The following is a 15,629-nucleotide window of genomic DNA, read 5'->3' on the forward strand; positions in this document are numbered from 1 at the left end:
TGATGGATTTTAGTATTCTGACAGAGAGCTGGCAGCTCTATTTAGAAGGGTTCTATACCACGGTCTGGATGGTGTTTGTGGCGCTGGTGGTCGGCCTGATCATTGCAATTCCTATTGGGGTCGCCAGGAACAGCCGGATCCCGGTGGTTTCAGGGCCGGCGTGGGCCTTTATTTACTTCTTTCGTGGCACACCGTTGTTGATCCAGCTGTACTTGATTTACTACGGCCTCAGTCAGCTGATTGCGGTGCAGGGCACCTTGTGGCAGGAAGCCTGGTTTTGCGCCCTGGTTGCTTTTGTTCTCAACACGTCGGCCTATACCGCAGAGATTATCCGCGGTGCGATCAATAGTATGCCGAAAGGGGAAATTGAAGCGGCGAAGGCTTACGGTATGAGCCCCTGGCAGGCGTTTCGCCGGGTGATTTTACCAAGCTCGATGCGTCGCGCGTTGCCAGCTTATAGTAACGAAGTGATCTTCATGGTGCATGGCTCGGCTGTGGCCGGGATTGTCACCATCGTGGATCTGACCGGGGCGGCTCGGATCGTCAACTCCCGGTACTATGCACCGTTTGAGTCATTCCTGTTTGCCGGTTTGTGCTACATGGCACTGACGTTCGCCATTATCTGGTGTTTCCGCAAACTGGAAGGCCGCTGGATGCGTCATTTGCGCCCGCTCAGCTGATCATGCTGTTGGCAACAACGATACCACAGAAAACGCCGGTGCTTATGCATCGGCGTTTGTATTTGGAGCGCTAAAAATTAGAAGATTATCCGGCAAAGGTCGACCAGATTGGCGCATGGTCGGATGGCTTCTCGATCCCTCGTAGTTCATAGTCAATCCCGGCTTCGGTGCAGCGTTGGGCCAGGGTTGGCGTTGCCAACACCACATCAATGCGCAGGCCGCGGTTATCGTCAAAGCCACGGGATCGGTAGTCAAACCAGGAGAACTGATCTTCAACTGTCGGGTGTAGCTGACGGAATGTGTCGACAAAGCCCCAGTCCATCAGGGTCTTCAGCCATTCGCGTTCGATGGGCTGGAAGGAGCATTTACCTGTTTTCAGCCAGCGCTTGGCATTGGCCTCACCGATCCCGATATCACTGTCGAGCGGGCTGATATTGATGTCGCCCATCACAATCAGATCTTCTTCGTTGCAATGATGGTTATTGAGGTAAGTCATCAGGTCGGCATAGAATTTTTCTTTGGCCGGGAATTTGATCTCATGGCTGATGTTGTCGCCTTGCGGGAAGTAACCGTTGAGAATGGTCACCTTTTTGCCGTTTGCTTGCTCAAAGGTTGCCATAATCATCCGACGCTGGGCATCTTCATCGTCGGTCGGGAAACCGCGCTTCACTTCCAGAGGCGCCTGTTTGCACAGCATGGCAACCCCGTAATGGGCTTTCTGGCCGTGGAAATACACCTTGTAACCCATGGCTTCGACCGCTTCAAGCGGGAAGGCTTCATCATGAACTTTGATTTCTTGCAGGCCGATCACATCCGGCTGGTGTTTGTCGATCACCGCTTGTAGCTGGTGTAGGCGGGCGCGAAGTCCGTTGATGTTAAATGAGATTACTTTCATTAATGCTGGTTCCGTAATTTGGCTTGGGAAACAGGGGGATCCCCTTGGCAAACGCCGATAGTAACACAGATGCAAAGCGGCAATGAACCGCCGCAGCTGGTGGTGGTGCAGGTCATTGACTAAGCTGATGTTAATATTTTTCTTCATAATGAGGTGATGTAATGGGCATTTTATCCTGGATTATTCTCGGGCTGGTTGCGGGGGCACTGGCAAAATGGCTGATGCCGGGCAAAGATGGCGGCGGCTGGCTTGCAACTATGGCACTGGGGATTGCCGGGGCTTTTGTCGGCGGCTGGGTGGGGAGTTTTATTGGCCTCGGGCCAGCTACCGGGGTGAATCTCGGCAGCCTGATCACCGCGACGCTGGGGGCGCTGATCCTGCTGTTTGTCTATAACAAGTTTCTGCGGTGAAGCTTCTTTTATTCAGAAAAATTGACGATCATGCTCAACATACCCTGGCCGACACGCATCCCGGGCCTGCCTATAATCGAAATATTCATGATTCAGGAGGCAGCAGAATGGGAAAATTAGTTAAAGGGGTATGGCAGGATGTCTGGTATGACACTGAGGCCAGCGACGGAGCGTTTGTACGAGAAGATGCCGGTTTTCGCCACTGGCTGACGGCGGATGGTGGTCCCGGCCCGGCTGGGCAGCGGAGCTTTCCGGCTGAGTCCGGACGCTATCACCTGTATGTTTCGCTGGCTTGTCCCTGGGCCCATCGAACCCTGATTTTTCGCCAGCTCAAAGGCCTGGCACCGCATATCGGGGTCACGGTGGTCAGCCCGGACATGCGGGAAAAAGGCTGGGTATTTGACAAGCCGGAACCAATCAACGGCTTTGACTATATGCACCAGCTTTATACCATGGCCAAAGCGGATTATACAGGCCGGGTGACAGTACCGGTGCTGTGGGACAAGCAGACGCAGACTATCGTCAGCAATGAGTCTTCAGAAATTATCCGGATGCTGAACACGGCCTTCAATCATCTGACCGGCAATGAGACCGACTTCTACCCGCCGTCACTTCAGGATGAGATTGATCGCTGGAATCGGTTTATCTATCCGGCCATTAATAACGGCGTGTATCGTTGCGGTTTTGCGACGACCCAGGAAGCCTATAACACCGCATTTGATGAATTGTTCGCCGCCCTGGATACGGTGGAAGCGCACCTGGCCACCAGCCGCTATCTGGCTGGTCGTACCCTGACCGAGGCGGATTGGCGTCTGTTTACCACCTTGATCCGTTTTGATGCCGTGTATGTCGGCCACTTTAAATGTAACCGCCAGCGCATTGCCGATTACCCGCACTTGCAGGGATACCTGAAAGAGCTGTATCAGTATCCGGGGGTGGCAGAAACGGTTAACTTTGATCATATCAAGCGACACTATTACTTCAGCCATGCCATGATTAACCCAACCGGAATTGTGCCTAAAGGACCGGCGCTCGATTTGCAAACCCCCCATCACCGCGATGGTCTGTAGGATTGATAGGGTATGAAAAAGCTGGCCGGTGCTCTTAGCTGGCCATCGCCCTGTCTGGCTGGATGTGTTCATGATAGCGCTCGGTACGGCGAACATAATGCTGGCCGAGTCGGCACAGCCAGGCCGGCAGCGAGCGCTGCGCTGTGACGATTTGGTTGAGTAGCCGTGCGCGCCACTGGTGCAGCCCGGCGGGGAGTGGACTTTCGCTGATCACACTCAGGCTTTGGCGGAGTTTGAGTTGCTGCTCCGATCCTACATGCAAACGTAGCTGGCTCTCTAGTCGCCCCAGGTGAGCTTCGGTGCAAAGGGGGTACTCACTGAGAACCTGCTCATAGGTCATCAACGCGGTGGCAGGCTCGCTCACCAAGGCTTGAGCGCCGAAGTTCAGTTGGCGCTCAAGGTTCCTCACCGCTTCTCCCAGCACCTGATCTGTTTTGAGATCGTCTAAGCGATGCCGGCTGTGGCCATCAAATTGATCCCGTAGCTTCAGAGCCCGGCATATCTCGCCAACCAGCCGGGTTTCCCCCAAATGAGCCAGGGCGGGTAAGGCGTCAGCCAGCATGACCGAAGGGAGGCGGGGGATGCGGTCAAAGTAGGGAGCAAGGCCAAGCATCAGCCGGCGTCTTGCTTTTCGGGTCGTGATGGTTGATCGGGCGGTTCCTAACTTTAACCGGCAAGTGATGAGGTGACCAAAGCTGATCAGAAACGGCATTTGATACGGAGTGACGCGCTGGAGTGCCCGGCGGTGGATTGTAGCCAGAGCCTGGCGCAACTGGCGACGCAGTTTGTCAGACGGTTGGGTAAAATAGAGCTTTTCGAAAATAGCGGTGAATTCGGCAAAGCAGATGATCCAGCTGATATCCATGATCGGCAGTCGTTCAGCCAGGGTCCGGCCAGCGGCGATCAGTTCTTCATGGCGATTGAGATCAGCGGCTAGCTGGGCGGCGGTTAGTGCGCGGTGGCTGATCCCCGGGGTAAATGCCAGGGCTGTTTCCGCAGTTTTCAGCGCGTCATAATACTGTTTGTTTTCTTCTTGATAGTGAGACAAATAGTCGTAAGCTTCGATGATCAGCGGTGAGCGATGCAGTAACTGCTCCAGTAAGGTAATGGCTTTCTGGCGCTGACCCTGATGGTGCAGGAGCCTCGCCTCTGCCAGCAACAGCTTATGGGTGGGAGGATACTGTTTCAGGTGGGTGATCAGCGTCGCGACGGCTTGCCATTGTCCGGCTGTGATCAGCAAATCGAGTAGCAGGCTTTCGAGTTTCGGATCATGTCCCGTGCGCTGTAGCTGCTGTTTGCAGCGCTCAATGGCAGCCGGGACCCCGGCCTGACCTAAAGTGTGGTAAATGGGGGCACGAGCCTGGATCGCGGCCTGAACTTCCGCGATTTTGGTTTTTAGCGGTGCCAGGGCAATCGGTTTGGTGATAAAGCTGTCGGGCTCTGCGGCCATGGCGGTGAGGACCACTTCCAGCGAATGATCGCTCGACATCATGATCAGGCCGGAAAGCGCAGAAAGATAATTGCGCTTGCGCAGCAGGTTGATCAGCTCAAAGCCATTGAAGTGATGGGTCAGGTGGTAGTCGACAAACAGCAAATCATAGTGGGTCTGCTGGCAGCTATCGAGTGCTTGTTGGTAGGTGAGCGCAATATCGACTCTGAATGTTCCCAGCTGCTGAAGCTGCCCTTTCAGACACAGTGCTGCTGAGCGCTGATCGTCAATGATGAGTATTTTTTGTCGCTTTCCCGGTTGCTTCTTGTGAGCTTGCTGGTACTGATTCTGTGCCATCACGATATCCCTGCTCAAGCGCGTTTGGCTGATGGTAATTAGCCTAGAGGGTGGGGAGGAAAGCGACTGTCTCAGAAAAGAGAGCTGAAGAAATTTGTGGTGAATTTTTACTCCGGGGTGAGGCATGCAGTTGACATCCCACCATAAAAAAAGCCAGCTGCAATGCAGCTGGCTCGGAATATGGTGGAGGGGGACGGATTCGAACCATCGAAGGCAGTGCCGGCAGATTTACAGTCTGCTCCCTTTGGCCACTCGGGAACCCCTCCACGGGGTGTTGCAAATTGTGCGATTGCCCGTTCACCGGGGCAATATTGAGAACCGCGTTCGCCATTCTCAGCAATGATGGTGGAGGGGGACGGATTCGAACCATCGAAGGCAGTGCCGGCAGATTTACAGTCTGCTCCCTTTGGCCACTCGGGAACCCCTCCACGGGGTGTTGCAAATTGTGCGATTGCCCGCTCACCGGGGCAATATTGAGAACCGCGTTCGCCATTCTCAGCAATGATGGTGGAGGGGGACGGATTCGAACCATCGAAGGCAGTGCCGGCAGATTTACAGTCTGCTCCCTTTGGCCACTCGGGAACCCCTCCACGGGGTGTTGCAAATTGTGAGATTGCCCGTTCACCGGGGCAATATTGAGAACCGCGTTCGCCGTTCTCAGCAATGATGGTGGAGGGGGACGGATTCGAACCATCGAAGGCAGTGCCGGCAGATTTACAGTCTGCTCCCTTTGGCCACTCGGGAACCCCTCCACGGGGTTTGCTAAGCAAGTGAGTTACTTACTTGCCAGAAAGACGTACCTTACACCAGATAAGGAACAGCTTTCAAGAAAAATGGTGGAGGGGGACGGATTCGAACCATCGAAGGCAGTGCCGGCAGATTTACAGTCTGCTCCCTTTGGCCACTCGGGAACCCCTCCACAAGTGCGGGGTGGATAATAGCAAACATTCGGGGGCTGTAAACCTTTTTCCAGGGAATACTGCATTGGATGCTGGTATTTTCATCATCTTGTTGAGAGACAAAACATAAATTCAGGTTGTATTCGCTATCTCCCTCACTTATAAACGCTTAAATGCTTTACTTTACATTTCTTTACCCTGCTTTGAGCCGGAATTGGGTATGATTTTCTCAGAATTCTAGAAGCGGTTTTGAACATGAAGAAAATACTTGTTGCTGCATTGGTGACGGCAGCGCTTTCGGGTAGTGGTCTTTTCTATTGGCAACAGAGCAGCCAGGCGGCCGAACAACCGGCACCAGTGCGGGGTGGCCGTCAAATCCCGGTGACGACGCAAGCCGTCGTGGCCCATCCGATCCGAGAGTCGCTGTCTCTGGTCGGGAAACTGGCTGCCCAGCGCTCGGTCAATATTGCCGCAGAGGTCTCTGCCAAGGTGGCACAGATAGCGGTGAGTGCCAACGACCAGGTGGCTAAAGGCGCGTTGCTGGTGCAACTCGATGATGCCAAAGCGCGCGCCGCTTATGAAGAAGCCCGCGCCTACCTGAGTGATGAAAAGCGTAAATACCGCGAATACCAGAGCCTGGTCAAACGTGGGGCGGTGACCCAGACCGAGCTCGATGCCCAACTGGCCAACGTGACGATTGCCGAAGCGCGACTGAAAGCGGCGAAAGCTGCGCTTGATGATCATGCGCTCCGGGCGCCGTTCGCCGGGACGGTCGGGCTGATTGATTTCAGTCCGGGCCACATGCTGACGGTCGGCAGCGAGTTGTTCTCTTTTGATGATTTGTCGACCATGCGGCTCGATATTCAGGTACCGGAGCAATATCTATCTTTCCTGCGTGAGGGGATGGCAGTGACGGCGACCAGCCAGGCCTGGCCGGATATCACCTTTAGTGGCGAGATCCAGGCGATTGATTCGCGGGTCCAGTCCGATTCGCTCAATATTCGGGTGCGGGTCCGGTTCGACAACCCGGACCGCAAGCTGAAACCGGGGATGCTGATGGCGGCACGGCTTGGGTTTACGCCGCGAGATGCGGCTATTGTCCCGGTGCAGGCGCTGGAATATTCCGGCACCAAACGCTTCGTCTACTTGGTCGATGAAGCCGGCAAAGCCCGGCGTACGGAGGTGATGCTGGGTACGCGGGTTGAGAACGAGGTGGTGATCAAATCTGGGATTCAGATTGGCGACCGGATTGTGGTGCAGGGGCTGGTCAATATGCGAGACGGTGCTCAGGTCAATGATCTGACCGTCGCTCCGGCGGCGCAGGCCGGGCAGCAACACGGAGAGAAAGCCTGATGTGGTTATCGGATGTTTCGGTGAAGCGGCCGGTGGTGGCCGTGGTGCTCAGTCTGTTGCTGTGTATTTTCGGCATGGTGTCGTTCAACAAACTCTCGGTCCGTGAGATGCCGGATGTGGAAAACCCGGTGATCAGTGTCAGTACCCGTTATACCGGTGCGTCAGCCTCGATTATGGAAAGCCGGGTGACAACTGTGCTCGAAGATCAGCTGTCGGGGATCAGCGGCATTGAGCGGATCACCTCGACCACGCGTAACGGCTCGTCGCGAATTTCCATCGAATTTGAAATGGGGTGGGATCTGACCGAAGGGGTCAGCGATGTCCGGGATGCCGTGTCAAGGGCTCGTCGCAGCTTGCCGGATGAGGCAAATGAGCCGGTGGTGTCGAAAGACAACGGTTCGGGTGAAGTGGCGGTGTATGTCAACCTGATCTCCAGTGTGATGGACCGCTCCCAGCTGACGGATTATGCCGAGCGGGTGCTGGTGGATCGCTTCAACCTGATCAACGGGATCAGCTCGGTGGACTTGTACGGTGCACTCTATCGGGTGATGTACATCAAGCTCAAGCCGGATCAAATGGCCGGACGGGGCGTGACCACCAAAGATATTGTCAATGCCCTGAATGACGAAAATGTTGAGTTGCCGGGCGGGGTGGTGCGCAATGATACCACCACCATGTCGGTGCGCACCGCACGGCTGTATCGCAACGCGGATGATTTTCGGTACCTGACGGTGCGCAAAGCCGCGGACGGCACGCCGATCTATCTCAAAGACGTGGCCGAGGTTGCCATCGGGGCCCAGAACGAAAATGCGACCTTCAAAAACAACGGGGTGGCGAACCTGAGCCTGGGGATGGTCACCATGACCGATGCCAACCCGCTGGATGTCGCCGATGCAGTTTATCAGGAAGTCGAGCGCATGCAGCGCTTCCTGCCGGAGGGGACCTCCCTCTATGTGGATTATGACTCGACGGTGTTTATCGACCGGTCGATCCAGGAAGTCTACAGCACCCTGATGATCACCGGTGCCCTGGTGGTGCTGGTACTGTATATCTTCATTGGTCAGGCCCGGGCAACATTGATCCCAGCCATTACCGTGCCGGTCTCCCTGATCTCCGCCTTTATGGTGGCCTATTTCCTCGGTTTTTCGATCAACCTGTTGACTCTGATGGCGCTGATCCTGGCTATTGGCCTGGTGGTCGATGATGCCATCGTCGTGGTTGAGAACATCTATCACCATATTGAGCGGGGAGAGCCGCCATTGCTGGCGGCTTTTAAAGGCACCCGGGAAGTCGGATTTGCCGTTGTGGCGACCACCGCTGTGTTGGTGATGGTGTTTTTGCCAATCTCCTTTATGGACGGCATGGTCGGCCCGCTGTTTACTGAATTTGCGGTGTTGCTGGCGTTTGCGGTGATTTTCTCCTCGCTGGTGGCGCTGACGCTCAGTCCGGTGCTGGGCAGCAAGCTGCTTAAAGCGAATGTGAAGCCCAGCCGGTTTAATCTGGCGGTCGATCGGTTTTTCGCTCGATTGGAAGCCGGATATCGCACCTGGGTCAGCGCGGCGGTGCGCTACCGTTACGGGGCGCCGCTGATTGTGCTGGCGTTTGTCGGTTTGAGCGCCTGGATGATGCAGTCTGTGCCATCGCAGCTGACACCGCAGGAAGATCGCGGGGTAATTTTTGCTTTTGTCAAAGGCGCAGAAGGCACCAGTTATAACCGCATGGTGGGCAATGTCGAAGAAGTCGAGCGCAGGCTGCTGCCGATGGTCGGTAACGGTGTGATCAAATCCCTGTCGATCCAGACGCCGGCATTCGGTGGCCGGGCCAGCGATCAGACAGGTTTTGTCATCATGCCGCTGGAGAACTGGGAAAAACGGAGCGTGAGTGCAGAAGAAGCGCTGGGCGAGGTGCGCCAGGCGCTGCAGGGGATCCCGGATATCCGGGTCTGGGCGTTTATGCCGGGGTTCGGCGGTGGCTCCTCGGAGCCGGTGCAGTTCGTGCTCAATGGCGCAGACTATCAGGAGCTGTTCCACTGGGCAAGCCAGCTACAAAGCCTGGCTGAAGAGAGCCCGATGATGGAAGGGGCTGATCTGGATTATGCCGAAACGACACCAGAGCTGGTGGTTTCAGTGAACCGTCAGCGGGCCGCTGAGCTGGGGATCCCGGTGGCCGATATTGCCGAAACGCTGGAGATCATGCTGGGCGGGCGGTCGGAAACCACTTTTGTTGATCGCGGCGAAGAGTACGATGTGTATTTGCGAGGGGATGAAAACAGCTTTAATAACGCTACAGACTTGAGCCAGATCTATGTGCGGACTAACGCCGGGCAGTTGATCACCCTGGAATCGGTCGCCAGCGTGGAGGAAGTGGCCTCGGCACAGCGGCTGAGCCATAACCGTAAGCAAAAGTCGATCACCCTGTCGGCCAACCTGATGCCGGGCTATACCCTGGGTGAAGCGCTCGATTACCTTGATGAGCAGGCGCTGGATATGTTGCCGAGCGATATCGTGATTGATTATGCCGGTGAATCGAAAGACTACCGCGAGAATCAGAGCAGTATCCTGCTGGTCTTCGGCCTGGCCCTGTTGGTGGCCTATCTGGTGCTGGCGGCGCAGTTCGAAAGCTTTATTAACCCGATGGTGGTGATGCTGACGGTGCCGATGGGGGCTTTCGGCGGGTTGGCCGGGATGTTGCTGCTGGATCAGAGTATGAACATCTACAGCCAGATCGGGATGATCATGCTGATCGGGATGGTGACCAAGAATGGGATCCTGATTGTTGAGTTTGCCAACCAGTTGCGCGACAAGGGGGTTGCTTTTGAGCAGGCGATTGTCGATGCGGCTGAGCGGCGCCTGCGACCGATCCTGATGACCGCCTTCACCACCTTGTTCGGCTCGGTGCCGCTGATCCTTTCCAGCGGCGCCGGGGCGGAAAGCCGGATTGCGGTCGGGACCGTGGTGTTCTTCGGCATGGCCTTTGCCACCTTGGTGACCCTGGTGGTGATCCCGGCGATGTACCGCCTGATGTCGGCCGGGACCCATTCCCCGGGTTATGTGGCTGAGCAACTGGAGAAAGCACTGCACCTGGACAGGAACCAATCGCCTCAGGCAAGCCCGGACGCACTGGGTTAACAAGTCACTTCCGTATCGATGAATGAAAAGCCGTCCGTGTGACGGCTTTTTGACGTTTGTTCCATGCGCAAGTTCAGCGCTGAATTATTTTATCGATTGTGTTTCTCGGAATTTATTCCTTATTTATTCGTTTTAAGCTGTTTTGTTTTTCTGTGTTTCGCAATGGGTTCATCAGACTTTGAGAAGCATTTCTATGTACGCGATGTATCAAATGGAGAAATGACAACTCGTCAAAAAGGCTATTCTGTGAATTCAATTGACGATGAATTTGAGGTGACCTGTAAGAGAGCGCCATCAATTTGAAAACAAATATTAATAATGAGGTTAATAATTAGGCTAACGTTTGCATATCTGTCTGAAGTGTGATCGAGTGCGCACATGTGTTGTTGAATATGAGATATTCACCCCATAATATAAGTGGTTGATTCCAATAGTCTTGGAACCCTCCTTATCTTGTTTCTCATATATTGGCGTAAAAATAGCTATGCAAAGCGAAGAGTTGACGGTTGAGACGACACCAAACCTTTGGGTAAAAATGCAAAGTATTGCGTTTGCGGTTGTCGCCATTATGTTGTCACTGGGACAGTGGAATGACACCAAAGATGCGGTTGAAGTTATTTATGAATCTGTGATCACGAATTTCACCAATGAAATTGAGTATGAACAGCTTGAACAAATTAAAGTCGGCCAGACCCACGATTATATTCAATCGCTGATTGGCGTAGCCCAGGCATCGAAACCGTCCAAAATTAATCCGGCCGTGAATTTCTTTTATTACGGCCAGGATAAGTACTTACTGACCATTGCGGTGAAAGCTGAGCGAGTGGTCGGCTACAGCGTGGTCGCCCTGACAGATAGTTTCTCTGCAGGAGTCCCGTATTCCGAACTGAGCTTGCTGGAAACGCCGATGAGCCGCCAGGTGACGGAGTTTGAACGCTACTTCACCGACTTTGGCAACCTCGACTATTATGCCGAGTCTCATACTCTGGGGCGCAATGCCATGTTTTATAACCTGCTGCTGGCTACGGTTGATTACGGCCAGATGGCCCCACCGGCACAGCAGGCGATTCAATCCCTCAATCGTCAACTGAATATGGGTGCAGAGGTACAAGCCACTGATTTACAGCCGCTGCGACAGCAAACGCCCAATGCTTTTGCGCTGTCTGAAGTCGGACCGGAGATCATGGCTGAAGCACTGCTGACCCAGTTCGAGTTCACCGCCTTTTTTCGTTAATTAACGCGAGTCGATCATGAAAATGAAAGCCATCCTGGCGCTGTCAGGCGCCTTGATGTTGTCTGCATGCCAGTCAACATCAACGCCTGAGTGGGTGCTTACACCAACTCAGGAAACGAATCAGCAACTCTATGCGGTAGGCCATGGGGGGAGTCTGTCGGCAGCTCAGCGGATGGCCATGAGTCAGCTCAATGAGCGGCTATGGACTCAGGTTGAATCCTCCGGTTATCAACGCCAGGTACTACGTGAGCTGAATGGCGATGAGAACTTCCAGTCCATCAATGACTCCCGGGTCAATGTCAAAACGGCGCCTGTGGTGTTGACCGGTGTGGACTATCCCCGCCAGCAGCAGGTCGACGGGATCTACTATGTTGAAGCAACTATCAACAAAGCGACCGTGAAGACGCAACTGCAACGGGAGCTGACTCAGACAGCAGAAGATGTCAAAACGGCCTTGCTCAGCCGCGACCATGCCGATCCGCTGCTGTGGTGGCTCAAGCACAGGGATGTACAAGCGGTGAAAGATAAAGTTCTGACCCGGCAGGCGATGTTGCTGGCCGTCAGTGACGGTGTTGCCCAGGCCCATCCGGTGACCGAGCAGGTGATTGCGCTGGAGCGCACCCTGCAGGCCGTGAAAAATCAGCTTCAGTTTAAGGTGGTGGCCCCAAAAGGGGATCGCTGGATGAAAGGGTTTGTCGAGCAGCACCTGGCCGCGGAGCACATTGCCACGGGCTCCAGCACCAGCAAAGCGACTCATATCCTCAACCTGGATACCGAGTGGCGTCAGAGCAAAGTGGGTGATGCATATATTTCAACGGTTATTGCTGATTTGACGATTCAAAACAAACGCGGGAAAACAACCGCAAATCGTGAAGTGATTGCCAGCGGGAACTCTGTTTCTAATTACAAAGTATCTAAAGAAGGAGCCTCCCGTCATTTTTCCGCCCAAATGAGTGAACAAGGACTTTGGCACTTTTTGGGCGTTTTATAACACGCAATAATTGGATAAAGGTTATGTCAAAAAAAGCATTATTAGCGGTCAGCATTGCTGCGTTGATGACAGGCTGTAAGAGCCTGCCAGATGCTCCGGAAGGGATCTGTCACGCTAGCACCGCTATTAATATTCCGCAAAGTGAAGTCAAGGTGGCGACTTCACAAGCGAAAAAAGCGATTGTACTTCCGGCTGATGTGGCCAGCGGGATTGATTATCCGCGTACCATGGCGAATGCCTTCCAGTATCGTCTGGAAAGTCAGGTGGATCAGTCCGGTGCCAAGCTGGTTGATCGTTCCCTGGCCGGCAAGCTGAAGCAGGAAATTAAGCTGGCTGAGCAAAGTGGCCGGATTAACACTTCCGGCGTGGCAATTGCCGATTATGCGGTGCTGGCCGAAGTACGCTCATCGAACCTGAAGTATTCCTTCAGTGATGAGGAAACCAAAGTCAATGACGATGGTGAGCGTAAATACTATCCGGCCGAGTGTTCCTTTACCGCGTCTGTCGAAGGCATCGTGAAAGTCGTTGCGCTGCCGAGCATGGAAGTGGTCAAACGGATTGAAATCAGCGGTCGCGAAATGAGTACGTTTGAGCAGGATCGTCCGGATTCAGATTGTCCGATCTCGAATGGCCAGTACAAGCGCCTGGTTGAAGAAGCTGCGAAAAACGCGGTCAACCGCAATGACGAGCTGCTGAACCAGTTCGCTCCGAGCGGTACGGTTGAAGAGCTGCGTCAGTGTGAAGAGTACGGCGCCATGGTTCGGGTCAACATGGGCTCAACGTTGGGGATCAAGCCAGAGCAAAAAGTTGAAATTACGACGGCTGAAAAAGTGCAGCTGGCCGACGGCACGGAAGTGGTTGAATATTATCCGGTTGGTGAAGGACAGACCGCAGATGAAGATAACCGCCACGGCATCAAGCCGACCTATTCCTGGATCGGCGTTGACGAGAAGAACGTGATGAAAATCCAGCGCGGCGATCTGGTTGAAGCGCGCTTTGAAAGCGGCTGTAACGATGTCATTGAACCGTTCCGTACTATCTGTTGGGAAACATACGAAGCGTTCAGCAAAAAAGGCTCATAATGGGCGGGTTCACCCCTAAACAAGTAGATATATGATGATGAAAAAAACATTGATGACCACCATGTTGGTCATGGGACTGGCAGGCTGTCAGTCGAACACGGTCAGCGACATTCAATCCATGGCGTGTTACTACCCGGATGCGATGCAGCACGAAGCGCCGAAATGGGTGTGTGATGTAATGCCGGATGACGTTGCGATTGGCAGCGTGGGCTACGCTAAGAAAAGTGCGGCCGGCATGAGCGTGATGCGCACTATTGCGACCAATGATGCCCGTAAGCGTCTGGCAGAGCAGTTTGAAACCAACGTCAATACCATGTTTAAACAAGCGATGACGGCTGAAGTGGTTTCGAGCAATGAATCTGTGACCGAAGAAGTGAATGAGCAGTTCCAGTCGGTAACAAAAAATGTCAGCAGCCGCACTCTGAGCAACAGCCGGGTGATTGTGTCAACCCGCAGTCCGGGTGGCGGCCTGTATACCTTAGTCGGCATGGATCAGGCGACCTATGATCGTAACGTCGCGCTGGTGGTTGAAGCGGCGACTGATAAGGAATCTGGCCTTTGGAAGCAGTTTAACGACAAGAAAGCAGAAGAGAGTCTGCAAAAAGCATTGGATTCGATGCTTTAATCGTTCAACAAGATTGAGGGCTACGCGAGTAGCCCTTTTTATTTGAGAAAAGGAATAATGGATGAAGCTATCACGATTAGCCTGTTGTTGTGCCTTGCTGCTTGCTGCCCCGTTGCAAGCCAATAATGATCCGTTTGCCGAGCTGAGTTCTTCTGTCGCGGAAGTGAATAAGTCTCAAGCTGAGATCGATAAAGAATATGCACAGTTTGTCGCGGAACGCCTGGCTGAATATTCCCTGTGGCGCAAAGCGTACCTGGCCGAATATGATGCCTACCGGGCAGAAGTGATTGCCGAATGGGGAGAGGGGTTGCTCTCCGAGCCGCTGGTCACTGTGGACTATAGCGATGATAAAAGCACCCGGACTGTCGTTGATCTGGAGAACAATGAAGCTACGATTTCGGTTCTGGTGGATCAGAATACCACACCGGAACAAGCGGCTGAACAGGTGAAGCAGGCTGCGGCTGCGGTTGTGGCGAAAACCGGCTCGACGCTAGCAGAAGTTGTCGCTGAGCCGGGTCAGCTGCCGAATGGCAAAATTGCTGAAGCGGCGGTTGATTATTCTGAAGCTGCGGAAAAGTCGGCGAAGAAGGCTGTGATCGAACAAGCCCGAGCTCAGTTACAGGAGATCGATAAAGAGTCTGAAGCTGTGGTCGCCAAAATGCCGGGGATGCGACCGGAGATCGCCGAGTCAGTGGCCGTGAAGCAGAAAGAGCAACTGGTTGAAGAGACCAAAGCACGCCTGGCGAGCCTCGAAGCCACCTATGATGAGGCCCGGGAGAAAGCAGCGTCGCTAACCACCAAGAAAGTCGTGGAGTACCGGATCCAGTTACCGGCGAACGGTATTGGCAAGCGTGCCGCCAAATATGTCGGTTTCGCTGAGGCCGAGAGTGAGCGCTTTGATATTCCGGCGGCCCTGGTGATGGCGATTATGCACTCCGAGTCGAGCTTCAACCCCAAAGCCAAGTCGCCGATCCCGGCGTATGGCCTGATGCAGATTGTCCCGACCACTGCCGGTCATGATGTTAATGCCCGCATTCGTCAGAAAAATGAGCCGATGAAGCCTGCGGAGTTGTACATCGCCGGTGTGAATGTGGAAACAGGCACAGCCTACCTCAATATTCTGGATAAGAGTTATCTCAAATCTATCACCAATGAGCAGAGCCGTCTTTACTGCACTATTGCTGCGTATAACACCGGGGCCGGGAACGTGGCTAAAGCGTTCAACCCGGACGGATCGCGCAATATCCGCAAAGCCGCCAAGCTCATCAATCGCCTGACGCCACAGCAGGTCTACGATAAGCTGATGGCTGATTTGCCTTATGATGAAACCAAAAACTACCTGAAGAAGGTCACCAGCCGGATTTCGCTGTACGAGCAGCACAGCGCTTAATCGCGCGATTGAAGGCCGGCTTGTTCACAGTGCCACCATCCGGTGGCACTGTGCGTTTCCGGTCTTGCCCGTCCTGCTCTCATTGC

General features: G+C 54.1%; 12 protein-coding genes and 5 tRNA genes. 10 read left to right on the forward strand and 7 right to left on the reverse strand.

The annotated features are described in order from the left end of the window. The first annotated feature begins 2 nt into the window (after positions 1–2). Positions 3–680, forward strand: coding sequence for an ABC transporter permease (locus NNL38_RS03910; RefSeq protein ID WP_255389720.1), 678 nt, complete (start codon positions 3–5; stop codon positions 678–680). Between the two features lie 85 nt (positions 681–765). Here the strand turns inward: NNL38_RS03910 and xthA are convergent, their stop codons facing one another. Continuing rightward, the gene (gene xthA, locus NNL38_RS03915; RefSeq protein ID WP_255389721.1) at positions 766–1,575 is read right to left on the reverse strand and encodes an exodeoxyribonuclease III; all 810 of its coding nucleotides are present in this window, start codon (positions 1,573–1,575) and stop codon (positions 766–768) included. A gap of 161 nt (positions 1,576–1,736) precedes the next feature. On the opposite strand from xthA, the gene NNL38_RS03920 reads away from it, so the two are divergent. After that, positions 1,737–1,985, forward strand: a complete 249-nt coding sequence (locus tag NNL38_RS03920) for a GlsB/YeaQ/YmgE family stress response membrane protein (RefSeq protein WP_255389722.1) — start codon at positions 1,737–1,739, stop codon at positions 1,983–1,985. Positions 1,986–2,092: 107 nt separating this feature from the next. After that, positions 2,093–3,055 (forward strand): glutathione S-transferase family protein, encoded by a 963-nt coding sequence (locus NNL38_RS03925; RefSeq protein ID WP_255389723.1) that lies wholly within the window; start codon positions 2,093–2,095, stop codon positions 3,053–3,055. Between the two features lie 34 nt (positions 3,056–3,089). Here NNL38_RS03925 and NNL38_RS03930 read toward each other — a convergent pair whose 3' ends face one another. The 6 genes from NNL38_RS03930 to NNL38_RS03955 all read right to left on the reverse strand — a co-directional run bounded on the left by NNL38_RS03930 (position 3,090) and on the right by NNL38_RS03955 (position 5,760). Continuing rightward, a complete protein-coding gene (locus tag NNL38_RS03930; RefSeq protein WP_255389724.1) occupies positions 3,090–4,841 on the reverse strand; it encodes a response regulator in 1,752 nt (583 codons plus the stop codon). Positions 4,842–5,022: 181 nt separating this feature from the next. Then, positions 5,023–5,107: transfer RNA gene (locus NNL38_RS03935), tRNA-Tyr, on the reverse strand. A 77-nt stretch (positions 5,108–5,184) separates the two neighbouring features. Then, positions 5,185–5,269, reverse strand: a tRNA-Tyr gene (locus tag NNL38_RS03940). A gap of 77 nt (positions 5,270–5,346) precedes the next feature. Further along, positions 5,347–5,431, reverse strand: a tRNA-Tyr gene (locus NNL38_RS03945). A gap of 77 nt (positions 5,432–5,508) precedes the next feature. Next, a tRNA-Tyr gene (locus NNL38_RS03950) sits at positions 5,509–5,593 on the reverse strand. A gap of 82 nt (positions 5,594–5,675) precedes the next feature. Beyond that, positions 5,676–5,760: transfer RNA gene (locus tag NNL38_RS03955), tRNA-Tyr, on the reverse strand. Between the two features lie 229 nt (positions 5,761–5,989). On the opposite strand from NNL38_RS03955, the gene NNL38_RS03960 reads away from it, so the two are divergent. The 7 genes from NNL38_RS03960 (at position 5,990) to NNL38_RS03990 (ending at position 15,543) form a co-directional block, all read left to right on the forward strand. Beyond that, complete coding sequence (locus tag NNL38_RS03960; protein WP_439651372.1) at positions 5,990–7,093, forward strand: efflux RND transporter periplasmic adaptor subunit; 1,104 nt, start codon at positions 5,990–5,992, stop codon at positions 7,091–7,093. Next, the gene (locus tag NNL38_RS03965) at positions 7,093–10,221 is read left to right on the forward strand and encodes a multidrug efflux RND transporter permease subunit (RefSeq protein WP_255389726.1); all 3,129 of its coding nucleotides are present in this window, start codon (positions 7,093–7,095) and stop codon (positions 10,219–10,221) included. Before NNL38_RS03960 ends, NNL38_RS03965 begins: the two co-directional genes overlap by 1 nt. A gap of 484 nt (positions 10,222–10,705) precedes the next feature. Next, entirely contained in the window at positions 10,706–11,455 is a 750-nt protein-coding gene (locus NNL38_RS03970) for an ETEC_3214 domain-containing protein (RefSeq protein WP_255389727.1), read from the forward strand. A gap of 16 nt (positions 11,456–11,471) precedes the next feature. Next, positions 11,472–12,446, forward strand: a complete 975-nt coding sequence (locus tag NNL38_RS03975; RefSeq protein WP_255389728.1) for an LPP20 family lipoprotein — start codon at positions 11,472–11,474, stop codon at positions 12,444–12,446. A gap of 23 nt (positions 12,447–12,469) precedes the next feature. Then, positions 12,470–13,528, forward strand: a complete 1,059-nt coding sequence (locus tag NNL38_RS03980; protein ID WP_255389729.1) for a hypothetical protein — start codon at positions 12,470–12,472, stop codon at positions 13,526–13,528. A 37-nt stretch (positions 13,529–13,565) separates the two neighbouring features. Continuing rightward, a complete protein-coding gene (locus NNL38_RS03985; protein WP_255390555.1) occupies positions 13,566–14,153 on the forward strand; it encodes an LPP20 family lipoprotein in 588 nt (195 codons plus the stop codon). Between the two features lie 61 nt (positions 14,154–14,214). Next, on the forward strand, positions 14,215–15,543 hold the full coding sequence (locus NNL38_RS03990; protein ID WP_255389730.1) for a transglycosylase SLT domain-containing protein: 1,329 nt from the start codon (positions 14,215–14,217) through the stop codon (positions 15,541–15,543). Positions 15,544–15,629 lie beyond the last annotated feature (86 nt).

The sequence above is a fragment of the Photobacterium atrarenae genome, assembly GCF_024380015.1.
Lineage (GTDB): Bacteria > Pseudomonadota > Gammaproteobacteria > Enterobacterales > Vibrionaceae > Photobacterium > Photobacterium atrarenae.

Excerpts from the sequence above, each read along its gene's own strand:
- NNL38_RS03985 (WP_255390555.1), top strand. The coding sequence starts at position 13,566 with ATGAAAAAAACATTGATGACCACCATGTTGGTCATGGGACTGGCAGGC.
- NNL38_RS03925 (WP_255389723.1), top strand. The coding sequence starts at position 2,093 with ATGGGAAAATTAGTTAAAGGGGTATGGCAGGATGTCTGGTATGACACT.
- NNL38_RS03970 (WP_255389727.1), top strand. The coding sequence starts at position 10,706 with ATGCAAAGCGAAGAGTTGACGGTTGAGACGACACCAAACCTTTGGGTA.
- xthA (WP_255389721.1), bottom strand. The coding sequence starts at position 1,575 with ATGAAAGTAATCTCATTTAACATCAACGGACTTCGCGCCCGCCTACAC.
- NNL38_RS03920 (WP_255389722.1), top strand. The coding sequence starts at position 1,737 with ATGGGCATTTTATCCTGGATTATTCTCGGGCTGGTTGCGGGGGCACTG.
- NNL38_RS03975 (WP_255389728.1), top strand. The coding sequence starts at position 11,472 with ATGAAAATGAAAGCCATCCTGGCGCTGTCAGGCGCCTTGATGTTGTCT.
- NNL38_RS03965 (WP_255389726.1), top strand. The coding sequence starts at position 7,093 with ATGTGGTTATCGGATGTTTCGGTGAAGCGGCCGGTGGTGGCCGTGGTG.
- NNL38_RS03990 (WP_255389730.1), top strand. The coding sequence starts at position 14,215 with ATGAAGCTATCACGATTAGCCTGTTGTTGTGCCTTGCTGCTTGCTGCC.
- NNL38_RS03980 (WP_255389729.1), top strand. The coding sequence starts at position 12,470 with ATGTCAAAAAAAGCATTATTAGCGGTCAGCATTGCTGCGTTGATGACA.
- NNL38_RS03930 (WP_255389724.1), bottom strand. The coding sequence starts at position 4,841 with ATGGCACAGAATCAGTACCAGCAAGCTCACAAGAAGCAACCGGGAAAG.
- NNL38_RS03910 (WP_255389720.1), top strand. The coding sequence starts at position 3 with ATGGATTTTAGTATTCTGACAGAGAGCTGGCAGCTCTATTTAGAAGGG.